General features: G+C 46.0%; 16 protein-coding genes. 1 reads left to right on the top strand and 15 read right to left on the bottom strand.

Going from position 1 to position 12120, the window contains the following annotated elements:
- From P0Y67_RS20940 to proC, 15 genes are all read right to left on the bottom strand, one after another.
- Positions 1-204, bottom strand: a 204-nt coding sequence (locus P0Y67_RS20940; protein ID WP_342393416.1) for a GFA family protein, incomplete at its 3' end; no start/stop codon positions are given.
- Positions 205-212: 8 nt separating this feature from the next.
- Positions 213-683 (bottom strand): GNAT family N-acetyltransferase, encoded by a 471-nt coding sequence (locus P0Y67_RS20945; protein WP_446728861.1) that lies wholly within the window; start codon positions 681-683, stop codon positions 213-215.
- A gap of 30 nt (positions 684-713) precedes the next feature.
- Complete coding sequence (locus P0Y67_RS20950; RefSeq protein ID WP_342393418.1) at positions 714-899, bottom strand: GNAT family N-acetyltransferase; 186 nt, start codon at positions 897-899, stop codon at positions 714-716.
- 266 nt (positions 900-1165) lie between these two features.
- The gene (locus P0Y67_RS20955) at positions 1166-1510 is read right to left on the bottom strand and encodes a hypothetical protein (protein WP_342393419.1); all 345 of its coding nucleotides are present in this window, start codon (positions 1508-1510) and stop codon (positions 1166-1168) included.
- Between the two features lie 33 nt (positions 1511-1543).
- The gene (locus P0Y67_RS20960) at positions 1544-2179 is read right to left on the bottom strand and encodes a hypothetical protein (protein WP_342393420.1); all 636 of its coding nucleotides are present in this window, start codon (positions 2177-2179) and stop codon (positions 1544-1546) included.
- Between the two features lie 20 nt (positions 2180-2199).
- Positions 2200-2760, bottom strand: coding sequence for a curlin subunit CsgB (locus tag P0Y67_RS20965; protein ID WP_342393421.1), 561 nt, complete (start codon positions 2758-2760; stop codon positions 2200-2202).
- Between the two features lie 347 nt (positions 2761-3107).
- Complete coding sequence (locus P0Y67_RS20970; RefSeq protein ID WP_342393422.1) at positions 3108-3944, bottom strand: CsgG/HfaB family protein; 837 nt, start codon at positions 3942-3944, stop codon at positions 3108-3110.
- Positions 3945-3954: 10 nt separating this feature from the next.
- Positions 3955-4362 carry a curli assembly protein CsgF gene (locus P0Y67_RS20975; RefSeq protein WP_202601913.1) on the bottom strand — a complete coding sequence of 136 codons (408 nt, stop codon included), beginning with the start codon at positions 4360-4362 and terminating at the stop codon, positions 3955-3957.
- A gap of 11 nt (positions 4363-4373) precedes the next feature.
- Positions 4374-4868, bottom strand: coding sequence for a curli production assembly/transport protein CsgE (locus tag P0Y67_RS20980; RefSeq protein ID WP_342393423.1), 495 nt, complete (start codon positions 4866-4868; stop codon positions 4374-4376).
- A complete protein-coding gene (locus tag P0Y67_RS20985) occupies positions 4865-5527 on the bottom strand; it encodes a LuxR C-terminal-related transcriptional regulator (protein ID WP_027253420.1) in 663 nt (220 codons plus the stop codon). The genes P0Y67_RS20980 and P0Y67_RS20985 overlap by 4 nt, the downstream gene beginning before the upstream one ends.
- Before the next feature lie 493 nt (positions 5528-6020).
- Positions 6021-6974 (bottom strand): ornithine cyclodeaminase family protein, encoded by a 954-nt coding sequence (locus P0Y67_RS20990; protein WP_342393424.1) that lies wholly within the window; start codon positions 6972-6974, stop codon positions 6021-6023.
- A gap of 80 nt (positions 6975-7054) precedes the next feature.
- Complete coding sequence (locus P0Y67_RS20995; protein ID WP_342393425.1) at positions 7055-8383, bottom strand: TRAP transporter large permease; 1329 nt, start codon at positions 8381-8383, stop codon at positions 7055-7057.
- Complete coding sequence (locus P0Y67_RS21000) at positions 8380-8886, bottom strand: TRAP transporter small permease subunit (protein WP_342393426.1); 507 nt, start codon at positions 8884-8886, stop codon at positions 8380-8382. Before P0Y67_RS21000 ends, P0Y67_RS20995 begins: the two co-directional genes overlap by 4 nt.
- Positions 8887-8958: 72 nt before the next feature.
- Positions 8959-10020, bottom strand: coding sequence for a TRAP transporter substrate-binding protein DctP (dctP, locus tag P0Y67_RS21005; protein ID WP_342393427.1), 1062 nt, complete (start codon positions 10018-10020; stop codon positions 8959-8961).
- Positions 10021-10078: 58 nt separating this feature from the next.
- Positions 10079-10921 (bottom strand): pyrroline-5-carboxylate reductase, encoded by an 843-nt coding sequence (gene proC / locus P0Y67_RS21010; RefSeq protein WP_342393428.1) that lies wholly within the window; start codon positions 10919-10921, stop codon positions 10079-10081.
- A gap of 250 nt (positions 10922-11171) precedes the next feature.
- Between proC and P0Y67_RS21015 the strand changes: the two genes are divergently transcribed.
- Positions 11172-11918 (top strand): helix-turn-helix transcriptional regulator, encoded by a 747-nt coding sequence (locus tag P0Y67_RS21015; RefSeq protein ID WP_342393429.1) that lies wholly within the window; start codon positions 11172-11174, stop codon positions 11916-11918.
- Positions 11919-12120: the final 202 nt, after the last annotated feature.

Below are 12120 nucleotides of genomic sequence, written 5' to 3' on the forward strand. Positions count from 1 at the left end.
GCCGGGGGAGGATAAAAACGCAGTGAGATGCTCTTCACCTTTCAGGCTAAAGTTATCCTTCAAGGTCGCCGCATAAGTGGCATACACAGCACTATGGCTTTTTCTGCACATAGAACAATGGCAATGTGTAATGGCTTTAATATCGCCATAGATAGAAAAGGTCACGGCCCCGCATTGACAGGAGCCGTGATAATGATTCGACATCAGAAGTGCTAACCATCCAGTGAATTCAGGTCAAGCTCCATGAAAATACTGAGCGGGTGCGCTTGATACTGACCATAAGGCTCACAAACCCGATAACCTATGGTTTGATACAAGCCAATTGATTCAGGCTGATTCACGCCGGTTTCCAGGCGGGCCATGCTGATACCGTTATGCTTAAGGTACTGGTGCAAAGCATCCATAATTTGCCGGGATATACCCAGGCCGCGGTAATTATCCAGTACAAACATACGCTTGATTTCGCCGTACTGCCCGTCATCATCCATCATTTTCACTGCGCCAATACCGGCTAACGCGCCGCGTACAAAGGCTCCGACCAGATGAACATTGTCCTTCATGAGGGATTCCTCACTTTCCAGGTTGTTCGTCTCGGGCGGGTACAGACTATACATATAATCATCGGACGCGCTGAGGATCACTCGGACGTCATCACGATTGGGCATAACTTTTTGAATATACATAGTATTAACCAAGCATTAATGTTGTTACTGCTACACAGTCAAAAAATAGTGATAATAATTTTCATCGCGCTGAAAACCCAACGACTCATAAAGAGCCTGGGCTGTAAGGTTTCTGTGCGATGTCTCTAACGCGATCCCTCTGGCGCCGGTACGACGGGCAAACAGGATAGCGTTTTGCATTAGCTGGTGGCCAATACCCTGACTTCTTACCCTCATCAGCCAATCAAACCGACCTGCGCCATGGCGCTATAATCGGAATCAGCCTCACATAATAGCAATTTTGAAATCGGAATGAGAGCTTAAAGCGTAAAGTGGTAACATTCTGTGCACTCACGCACATAGCCATACACCAAAGCAAACTCAGCCGCTGTGCCTCCGGCTGACGCTTCAGGCCAAACGGTTCTGAATTTGCATCAATCTAGGCTTCTGGGAGGCGCACAGTACTACAAGGCAATATAAGATGCCATGAGTATTGAGACACCTCAGGAATGAGGTGTCCGGGTGGTAATTTGGCAATCGTCGGTGACTGTCAGGACAGACAGGTCGCCAGCGGCATCAACCGTGATGCTGACAGGGAATTGAGCTTTACTTAACGACATTCTGGATTTGCTGGAGCCCCTTACTGCTGAGCGCATTTTATTACCACTACGTGAGGTCAGTGAATACGCGACTCGCTCACCGCTTTCCGACATCATTAATATCGCCACTGAATCCCCGTCCAGAGTGCAGCTAATATCAAACGTTTTTTCCGTCTGGCTTAGTGCCAGCAATGGATAAAAACAGAAAGCGGCGATAATCGCCGCTTTATTGGTCATAGAGTTACACATAGCTACTCATTCAATTTAATTTCAACAACGTTATCAGAACTGCTGGATATCAACTTCGTTATTAGACGAGTTGCTGATATAAAAGGTTGCTGTATCAGCGAGAGTCTGTTCGATATCCACTTCATTGTAGCTAGAGTTACCCAGGATTTTACCGTAGACACGGGCATCATCTGAGTTCTGGTCGATATAGACGTCGTTGTGATCAGCGCCATAGCCTTTGATGTCCACATACACTTTGTTGTCATCGCCATACTGGTCAACATCAACATGGTTGTCATCACCACCTTCGATATCTACATCGGCGGTATTGTCATCACCATTTTGGTTCAGCACCACATAGTTATCATCTGCATGGTCATCCAGGCTGATTCGGCCTTTGTTATCATAGCCGTCTTGCAGCACTTCCAACTCGTTATCTTCTGAGTCATCGGCTACTTCGACTTTACCGTAGTTACCGCTACCATCTTGTTCAATATCGATTTCGTTATCATCGGAACCACCGCTGATATCGACCACTGCTTCGTTACCCCAGCTTCCTGGAGATTCCTGATAAATCCACACATCATTGTTATCACTGTACCCTGTGATACTGACATCAGCTTCGTTATCTACCGCCAGCGCACCACCAGAGACCAACAGCGCAGAAATTACCAGAGCTAACTTTTTCATGTGATATTCCTTACATTGTGTTAATGGACTGTTATTTGTTTATTCATTCCGTTGACTATTAATATTTGCTCATTACCTGATTGATTGATGTTAAAACCAGAGTAATTCACATTTGGCTTGTCAATAACGTAAGCCACATTACCATCACCATCCTGGTTGATGGTTTCGCTAAGCCCTATTCCCGTTTGGGAAAGTACCGCACGATTCTGATTGCCATTTTGTATAATTGCGCCTTCGTTGTTCCACCCGGCCTGATAAATGGCAGCATAATTATCATTACCATTTTGTTCGATGTAAGAGAGGTTACCCCCTCCAATTTGGTCAATATTGGCGTTATTGTTATAGCCTGACTGCCTGACTAATGCTTTATTACCTGAGCCAAACAAATGCGTTTGATTTATTTTCGCTGAACTTTCATACGCATTTGTTAATTCAACTCTTGCCGTATTATTAAAATCATCAGACAACTCAGACATCCTGCTTAATTCATTCCTTGCCAAATCACTAGAAAAAACAGGAAAGCTTAACATGACACCTATTAAGGCCACCGCATTCGAATTATTAGGAAATTGATACTTCATTGCTGCAACCCTCGAAATCACCTTAGCTTGTTTGTAATTTCATTATGGTATTTATTTATCTATTTCCTATGAACTTTATGATGATTATATCTATTTTTTTGCTAGCACTTTATTACTATAAAAATCATCACCAAACTCAAGTTGCGCCATATAAATCAGTGGCATACATGACAATTGATTTAAAAAAACATAGTAATCCCGCCTGAAACCATCTGTAGTTCAATAATAATCGCCGTTAGGATATTTTAAATATTTAATGCAAAAAAAAAGACAATCACCCGTGTAAGATGATTGCCATAAACAGCAACAAAAGACCTGGAGAGAAAGAAATGTAATTACTACAGAAACTAGATAATTGGCTGAGTGGTTCCTGCATATTTTTGAATAACAGAATTTGACATATCTGAAGGATTTCTAAGTTTCCAGAGGTTTGTCTTTATCCCATCTACAACCATTTGTATTACTGCAGAGTCTATCGCTGACATAACAGCGACATTGACAGGCTCATTGGTTGTTATCCCCAATTCAGCTTCTAAAAGATCTTTATAATCTATAAATTTAAAAATACCGGTTTGCAGTTCCTGAGACAGGATTGTTTTGCTGGTTGTAACACTCAACAAAATACGACCACTGCGAATATCAACCGCCCTGACATTCACCGTCACCTGATCAGTGCGGTACTGAGATGATAATCCTATCCCCAGGTATCTCGCACCCGCTCCACCAGTCTGAATATTGGTATCGTAAGCTATGATTCCACCTTCAACCATAATATTGGCCGCCATCAAAGAGGGAAGGTGATCACCATGATTTTTCGGTGTCTCATGTTTACTCTGAGCGGCGCGAATAATTTTACGTTCAGTAAGCAAGTTCTGAAGCCCTTCCCGCTCTAATGGTATGAACCACTTAGAATTGAGCAGCGCTGTCGTTAACATTGCAGCTCCCCCTTGCGGAACCGCAGTAGAGAAGTTGCTGTTAGGCTGAGGTTTATACTGGCCGGTTTGATCCCGGAAATCGTAAACCGACACGTAAACCGGACCCCGGGGTAACGGCAAAGAGGTTAAATCTAAATAGGTCGCCCCTCTTGGCATCAGTGTTGGCTCATCTTTAGGTGCCGGAATACTCATAGACTGAGAGCAACCACCTAAAATTAATGTAGAACACAATAAGGCAATAAGTCTCATGATCGTCTCCTTACATATCAGGCACTAAGCCACTAACTTGTATAGTAGATGTTTCGCCTGTTGCCTTATCAGTGACTTGAATCATCAAAGCACCATTATTGTCGACTATATTCAACAGAAAATCATCCGTACTGAGTTGCCCTGTATTTCCGTTACCTACATCGGAAAGTAGCTGACCGATTAACCGGGACTCCAGATTTGCCGCCAGCCTTTGTATACTGTTTTCACTTTCACCCAGCAAGCTGTCTTCTTGTGGCGGCTTATAGTCATTAATGGCATTAGCTCCTGCTAATAAATAACTACCATTTAATGGGCTGCCGCCAAAATTAGGATTCACCGGTGTATAAATTAGTTCGGTTGCTGAGACATCAATTGTCCAGAAACTCATAAACAATAAACAACATACCTTCCCTTTCATGTGCTGACCTCTTAAATTTCGTCGTAGTCAATATCGAAGGTATCTTTTAAATACCTTTCTATCCGCCATCTCAATACATAATTCTTAACCGCTGAAACAGCCTGATCCGTTTTCTCTTCAACATTTTTTCTGCCTGGAGATAAAGCCGTTCTGTATATAATATTCTGCCGATGGAAAACAGTGATAATACTGCCTGATAACGCTGTCGGCCTTTCCTTCACAGAAATATTCTCTTTTAGCTCGTCCAGTTGGTCTTCTAATTTTTGTGCAAAGAGAGAATAAAACTCTTCACCTAGTCGAGTCATTGTCCTGTCGATCACTACACCATCAATTTCACGCAAACTATCTAACGACTCCAATCGGTCCTGGACTTCAAGCGGCTCATCATTTTCCAATGACGGTCCATTCTCAATCGGCTTTGATGACTCAATCGACTCGCCCTTTGCTGCACTAACAGCAGGAAAAACAATGGCTAGATATACAAGCATCAAATAGGGAAATTTCATGATAATAAGCTATTGAATGTATGATTCTTAGCCCACATAAATGCCTGCAGGCGGTTCTTGACTTTGATTTTTTTAAACACATTATGAAGATGTGTCTTGACCGTATTTTCACTCACAAACAAGGACTCAGCAATTTGCAAATTTGATGCTCCTGAGACCAAAAGTTGCATAATTTCCTTTTCACGTGTCGTTAACTCGACGCTCAATTTTGGGATATTGGCTTGAGTACTGCGGTATTCAGAAATCAGTTCCTGGCATAACTTACGGCTAAACCACAACTCACCACTTTGTATCTTCAGCAACCCTTCTGATAACAGCTCAAGTGAATCACTGGTATAAAAGACCCCCACCAAGTTCGGCCATCTCTTAAGCTCATCGACCTTAATATCAGTGCATACATTGATCAGAATTTCAGAAGGTATTACCTCTTTATCAGCCATGATACTCAGGTACTTTTCACTCGATTTTGGCGTGATACTGGCAGAATCTAAAATGAACAATGTCTCTTCTATATGTTTAGCTGATAACTTGCTGATTTCATCCAGCTTTATACAGTTTATGGAAAATGTAAGCTTCTTTACCAAGTACTCTTTCAGAATAGAAGACTGAATACTCTCGTCCGACACTAATGCCAATCTAGTGTATGATTTTCTAGACATTCCTACTCGTCCTTTCATTATTATATTAGCGTTTTAATAAAGTTAACTTTAGTTCACGTCAAAAAAATGACAAATAATAAAGCAGCCGTGAAAGACATTTAAAGTTAACTCTTTTAAAACATGGAGTTACAATTGGTCTTACATTTTAACCTTGATACTTAATTGCCTTGTGAATCTCAATAAAGTTATATAAAAAATTACCTTCTTATTTTTAGCACTGGAAGTTTAGTTTGGTAGTAAACTTAAGTATTAAATTTCAATTATTCAGTTAAATTAGATAGTTGATAAAGAGTTTTTATATATAAACATTTTTATCAGAAATGCAGGTGTCAATATTTTTTACGTTTATCTTTTTAGGCAGGTTAAATCTGAGATAGAACGACTCAATATTCACTGTGTGGTATATGGCGCCCGAGGGAAGCTTACCTGGCGCCTATACCTGAAAAGATGGGAAATATAAGAGAGAAAAAAATACGTGGACTAGCCTGGTATTTCAAACAATAGTTTCCCAGAGCACAACAGCCGCGGCCAGATCTTCGAGCGAAGCACCAACTGATTTGAACAAGGTGATTGCCTGGTCGCTCTCCCTTGCCACCACCTCTCTCCTCGTAAGCTGCTCAAGATCGCCTCGGATCATATTGATATCAAAATGACCTTCAGTTTGAGCCTGAATGAGATCGCCAGCTTCGCTGGCAGCACCCGCCCTGGTGTCGACAAAAACTTGACTGCAGGCAACGGTATAACCATCACACTCTCGCATATCACTGCGGAAAGCGCCGACCAAATCAAGATGAGTGCCAGGCTTTATCCATTCCCCTTTCAGCAAGGGTGAAGTTGACAGGGTGGCACAACTGACGATATCTGACTGGGCGCAGGCCGCTTCAAGATTATCCACAGTTTGTATGTGCTCTATCGTTCTGATCCCCCTGTTATACCCGGAATAGGCATCGACAACAGACTGCGCTTTGTCCTTGCTTCTCCCCCACACCAACACTCGCTGAATGGGGCGCACCGCTGCGTGGGCTTCAATCAGCATGGGGGCTACTTTTCCCGTCCCCACAATAAGCAAAGTACTGGCAGTATTGCGGGCCAGATAGCGCGCGGCCAACGCTGAGGCTGCTGCTGTTCTGCGTCGGGTCAATTCATTACCATCAATACATGCCAGCGTTTGTCCTGTTGCACCGTCAGATAATAAGTACACACCGGAAATCGACGGTAAGCCTTTGTGCGCATTCTGGGGAAACACATTGAGCATTTTCACACCTATGTAACCCCTGTCTTCCCAGGCTGGCATCAACAGCATAGTCGCGTTACCGTCGGCTCGCGAAATACTATGATGGTGTCGGGGCGGTGCCTGTACGCCGAGTCGGAAGGTTTCGTCTAATTTATCAATCAAAGTCACCCAGGGAAGGTGACGGGCAACCTGTTCAGCGGAAATAATCTTCATACGATGACTCACCATTGTATGCCGGCAACCATCCATCTGATATTGCCGGCAATGAAAGAATGATATTAATTACATACTGGTTACTTCCAGGCCGGCCCCCCCATTATTTCAGGTAACCACAAAGCGGTATTCGGATAAGCCAGTATGGCTGTCAGCACAATAAGCTGAATGACAATAAATGGCACCACACCGCTATACATATGACGCAAGGTTATCTCCGGTGGTGTGATGGCTCGCAGATAAAAGATTGACGGCGCTAACGGCGGAGTCAGATAACTGGTTTGTAGCACCACAAGAAAAGCCACGCAGAACCAGACTTCATCAAAACCCAATAACCGGACAACCGGCATGGCGACAGGAATAATGATCAGTACCACTGACATCATATCCAGCACAAAACCGGCAAGAAAAGCGATCAGCAAAATCATGCCCAGAATAGCCCAGGGTTCAAACCCTGTTCCTATCAATACAGACTGGACAGTTGCCATGCCACCAGCTGCAAAAAAGACACCGGCGAACATGTTACCGCCAAGGACAATCAGCAAAATCATGGCCGAGATATTTACTGTCCCCATGAAGGCATCCCACAGTACCGACAGGGATAGGTTCCTGTACACGGCGGCCAGCACGATAGAGCCCAATGCACCGCAAGCGGCCGCTTCAGTAGGAGTTGCCAGCCCCATCAGGATAGTCCCGAGCACGGCGAAGATCAGCAGCGCCGCAGGGAGCATTGCCGTCAGAGTAACACTGAGTTTTTCGATGAAGGTGTAGCCATGAGTGTCGGATTGAATCCGGGGGGCAACAGAAGGTTTCAGCCAGGCCTGTACCACAACGAAGAGGATAAACAGGAACGCCATCATCAGGCCAGGCAATAACAAACCACTGAACAGCTGGCCAACCGATACTCCGGCTACCGGGCCGAGCACCACCACTGTGATTGACGGCGGAATCGCGGTCCCCAAGGAGCCACTGGCACAAATCACTCCCGACAACAGGCGTTTATCGTATGCATGTTTTAACATCACAGGAATGGCAAGCATCCCTATCACGGCTTCAGTTGCGCCAACCACCCCGCTTGCAGCTGCAAAGATGGTGCCCAGCAGAATGGCCCCCACGCCCAGTCCGCCGGGCATGCCGTATGTCCATATGTGAATCGACTTAAACAACCGCTCTGCAATACCGGCTTTTTCCAGCATCGCACCCATGAAAATAAACAAAGGCACCGCCGCCAGAATCGAGTTGGAAGCCGTTTCCTCAATTTTGCTGAGTAACTGGTAAGCCGTGACATCTCCAAACAGCATCAGGCCAAAAATAGATGCCACCAGAATCATTGAAAAAGCGATCTGAAAACCGGCAAAAATGAAGGCCATCAGAAGCGGAAACATCAGCAAGGATAAATAATCACTCATGCTGTTTTCCCTCTTCGCCCAAACGCGACCATGGCTGAATCCAGCAACTCGGCAAGCACCTGCAGGCTCAGAATGGCAAAACCGGCAAACCACACACTATAAACAGGCCACATGTAAGGATTCCATGCTGAGCGCCCTGAACGCTCACCGCTTTCTAACGCCTCGTAGAAATAACAGCCAAGCTCCCAGCTGAGCCAGCAAACCAGCGGCAGAAACAGAGCATAGCAGCAGGCTCGGATTGCGGCATTTACGCGTGTACTCAGTTTCAGCGTCACCACATCCACACAGACATGCTGGCCGGTACGCAAAGCATTTGCCAGGCCCAGCATAAATATTGCTCCCATCACCATATAGCTCACCTCAAAAGCCCACAGTGTTGGCGAATCAAATAAATACCGGCTGACAACTTCGGCAACCAGCGCACCGATGAGCGGCAGGATCAATAATGCAGCTATCTTCCCGGACAAACGGGTAATAGCTTCAATCTTATCTATTAAAGTCATACGAATAACCTAATTCATACGGAAGGACAGGTCGAAACTGCCACCCTGGGAGTGACAGCCCGACCAGAGTGATCAGCTTTCTGTTGCACCAATCTGAAGGCGATATTCAGGCCAGTATTTAATCTGTTCCTTGAAGTCACGCTGGGAGGTTAATACACGTTTGAACCAGGCATTTTTCGCCGCATACTCGTCTTCCCATTTCCGGGTCTCTTCGAGTATTGCGCTCTGGAAAGCAGGATCGAGACGTACAATTTCGTTAGGACCGCTGACCAGCTCTTTGTAAGCATTCAGATCCGCGTAAGAAGCAGACAACCATGAATCGAAGACAGACAATTTGGCCGCTTCACGGACAACATTCTTCTGGTTGTCCGACAGCTTATCCCAGGCTTTCTGGTTGACTTCGCATTCCAGTACCCCGCCAGACTGATGGATACCGGGCAAGACGACGTATTTAGCAACTTCCTGAAAGCCGGTTGGCCGGTTCATCTCAGGGCTTCCCCATTCCGCCGCATCAATCACGCCGCGCTCCAAAGCGGAATAGATGTCACTGCCGGCCATCACTACCGTCGATGCGCCTAGGCGGGAAGCAATCTCAGCCCAAGCACCGGACGTACGGATTCTCAACCCCTGAAAATCTTTGAGGGTGCGTACCGGTTTATTCGAATGCAGAAAAATTTCTGTGCCCAGAATGGAGCAGGGAAAAGCAATCACACCAAACTGTTCTTTTCTGTATTCTTCATACAGTTCAATGCCTCCGCCTTTGTACATCCACAGCATAAACTCTTCCGGTGTCAGACCACTTGAGTGGCCCGCCAGCAATGCCGTTGTGGGATCTTTACCATAGTCATAATTGATATAGTTGTGGCTGACAGTCGCCACACCTGACTTCACTGTGTCTGTGACTTTCAGGGCGCTGCCCAAAGTACCACCGGGGAATATCTTGGCACTCAGCTCACCATTGCTGAGTGTTTTGAGGTGATCAGCAAAATACTGGGCATCACGCTCCAGCCAGGGACCGCCTGACCACGGAGTTGCCATTCGCCATTCTGTTTGTGCAACCGCAGAGGTCGTCAATACAGAGAGGCAAACTGCCAGACCTGCTGCTTTTATCATGCTCTGAGCCTTTCCTTTCATTATTATCGTTCCTTCTAATGTTGTGTTGTCACTAGTTCGCGTTATCTGACAGGTGTGATTAACGTGCCCCGCCAAATTCTGTTTGCATTTCCAGCGCACGATCAGCACAGGCTGTCATGGCCTGATTGACCATCTGTCTGAAATCAAGCGACTCGAAACAGGCAATCGCGCGCTCCGTTGAACCTTGCGGAGACATCACGTTTCGCATCAGTTGCTCGGGTTCCACATCACAGTGCAAAGCCATAGTCGCCGCACCCAGTCCGGTTTGCAGCGCCAACCGCCGAGCAGTGTCACGAGGCAGTCCCTGAGCAACGGCCGCCTCTTCCATGGCAGCAAAAAGGAGAAAGAAGTACGCTGGTGCGCTGCCGGCAACCGCGGTCGCCGCGTTCATCAATGCTTCATCGCTCAGCCATTCGGTGATGCCTGTTCCGCCGTGAACATGCTCGGCCAGTTTCCGCTGATGCTGACTGACATTGTGATTGGCAAATAATGCGGTGGCCCCGCATCCAACCATGGCTGGCGTATTTGGCATGGCACGAATTATCGGCAACTGACTATTCAACCAGCGTTCCAGAGACGCTATCGGTATGCCTGCCGCAATGGATATCACCAATGGAAACTGATCACTGTCGTTGAATACAGAGCGAATCCCCGAGCAGACTTGCTCTAATATCTGAGGTTTAACGGCAAGCACAATGACATCGGCATTCACTATCCCTGCCCGATTGTCTGAGGTGACCTGAATACCGTATTGGTCGCTTAACGCTTTAAGCACATCCGGTTCCGGTGATGTGGCGGTAATATGATCGGCCGGATAACCTTTGCTGATTAAGCCACCGAAGATAGCGCTGGCCATATTTCCTGCGCCAATGAAGGTGATTTTTGCCGTACTGACAGTCATTTATGTCTCAATCCCTGATGTAGTTACTGTGTAATGAAAACGGGTAATGAGCTCATTAAAGTCTGTCTGAATGGTAAATTCTTGTTCGAAACTCGTCTTTTTTTGCGCATAACTCAGCAACTTGTTAATAAGTGACATCAAGTTATTAACAATGTTAATTAGCACTAAGAGATGATTTGCCCAGCGAGATAACATCTGTTAAAAAATAATTACAAATAGTTAACTCATCGGATGTCTATTCAATCTCTAAATGGCCAGTCGAATTCGTACACAATCATTACCGAACAGTTGCCACCATCATGATCACGATTACCATCAGTTGGTCATTGCCTATCAAGGTAGCGCGGAGTTCGAAATCAATGGCCGAGGCGGACGTGTTGACCCGTTTCATGGCTGCCTGGTGCCGGGCGGCGATGTACATTTTTATGAAGGGATTGGCGATAACAGCCATATCATTCTGGATATCCCGCTGGACATTCTTCAGTCCGGGACTCAACAGCTTTTTGAAGCAGGCCGCTATTTTGAGGTCGATGCCGGGTTGCGTTTTTTACTGGCCTTCATCTACAGAGAAGCGGACACCTGGCAGTATTATCCCAGCGCAGCCGATGGCATCACTACTACCCTGCTTTCCAGCCTGCACCAGCGCATGTTCCATGGCTATCGCTTTCATCAGCTACCTCAAGGCAAACTCGATTTAATCGCGATTGATGATTACATCAGCAAGCATATTCACGAACCACTCTCGACTTCACGCCTGGCGGCATACTGCAATGTCAGTGCTGGACATTTTCATGAACTCTTCCGGCAACTGAGTGGCAAAACACCAGGCCAGTATCTGTTCGAGGTTCGGATGAAACATGCGAAGCAGCTTATAATGGACACGAATATCCCATTGATAGAAATTGCTGAAATGGTCGGGTTTTCCAGCCAGAGCGCGTTAACCCACGCCTTTCGCCGATTCTATAAAGCAACACCGGGGAAATTACGTCGCCGGTAAGCGTTTGCCAGGGCGCTTCACCCTATCTCATCTTGCCAAGGTTCAGGCGAAAAAAAACCGCCGACAGTTCAGCGGTTTCTTCGAATGTAGCGGAGCCAGAACAAGGTATAGAGGGATTTTCAAATCCCGGGAAACATCATCTGAAACCCAATAAAAAAAGCCCCGTCGATGACGAGGCTTTCGAATGTGGCGGAGAGATAGG

This window comes from Photobacterium sp. SP02, assembly GCF_038519165.1.
In the GTDB taxonomy this organism is placed as follows: Bacteria; Pseudomonadota; Gammaproteobacteria; order Enterobacterales; family Vibrionaceae; genus Photobacterium; species Photobacterium halotolerans.

Bases quoted from the DNA above. Each gene is read 5' to 3' on its own strand.
- P0Y67_RS20945 (WP_446728861.1), bottom strand. From the start codon at position 683: ATGTATATTCAAAAAGTTATGCCCAATCGTGATGACGTCCGAGTGATC.
- P0Y67_RS20950 (WP_342393418.1), bottom strand. From the start codon at position 899: ATGAGGGTAAGAAGTCAGGGTATTGGCCACCAGCTAATGCAAAACGCT.
- P0Y67_RS20955 (WP_342393419.1), bottom strand. From the start codon at position 1,510: ATGTGTAACTCTATGACCAATAAAGCGGCGATTATCGCCGCTTTCTGT.
- P0Y67_RS20960 (WP_342393420.1), bottom strand. From the start codon at position 2,179: ATGAAAAAGTTAGCTCTGGTAATTTCTGCGCTGTTGGTCTCTGGTGGT.
- P0Y67_RS20965 (WP_342393421.1), bottom strand. From the start codon at position 2,760: ATGAAGTATCAATTTCCTAATAATTCGAATGCGGTGGCCTTAATAGGT.
- P0Y67_RS20970 (WP_342393422.1), bottom strand. From the start codon at position 3,944: ATGAGACTTATTGCCTTATTGTGTTCTACATTAATTTTAGGTGGTTGC.
- P0Y67_RS20975 (WP_202601913.1), bottom strand. From the start codon at position 4,362: ATGAAAGGGAAGGTATGTTGTTTATTGTTTATGAGTTTCTGGACAATT.
- P0Y67_RS20980 (WP_342393423.1), bottom strand. From the start codon at position 4,868: ATGAAATTTCCCTATTTGATGCTTGTATATCTAGCCATTGTTTTTCCT.
- P0Y67_RS20985 (WP_027253420.1), bottom strand. From the start codon at position 5,527: ATGTCTAGAAAATCATACACTAGATTGGCATTAGTGTCGGACGAGAGT.
- P0Y67_RS20990 (WP_342393424.1), bottom strand. From the start codon at position 6,974: ATGAAGATTATTTCCGCTGAACAGGTTGCCCGTCACCTTCCCTGGGTG.
- P0Y67_RS20995 (WP_342393425.1), bottom strand. From the start codon at position 8,383: ATGAGTGATTATTTATCCTTGCTGATGTTTCCGCTTCTGATGGCCTTC.
- P0Y67_RS21000 (WP_342393426.1), bottom strand. From the start codon at position 8,886: ATGACTTTAATAGATAAGATTGAAGCTATTACCCGTTTGTCCGGGAAG.
- dctP (WP_342393427.1), bottom strand. From the start codon at position 10,020: ATGAAAGGAAAGGCTCAGAGCATGATAAAAGCAGCAGGTCTGGCAGTT.
- proC (WP_342393428.1), bottom strand. From the start codon at position 10,921: ATGACTGTCAGTACGGCAAAAATCACCTTCATTGGCGCAGGAAATATG.
- P0Y67_RS21015 (WP_342393429.1), top strand. From the start codon at position 11,172: ATGGCCAGTCGAATTCGTACACAATCATTACCGAACAGTTGCCACCAT.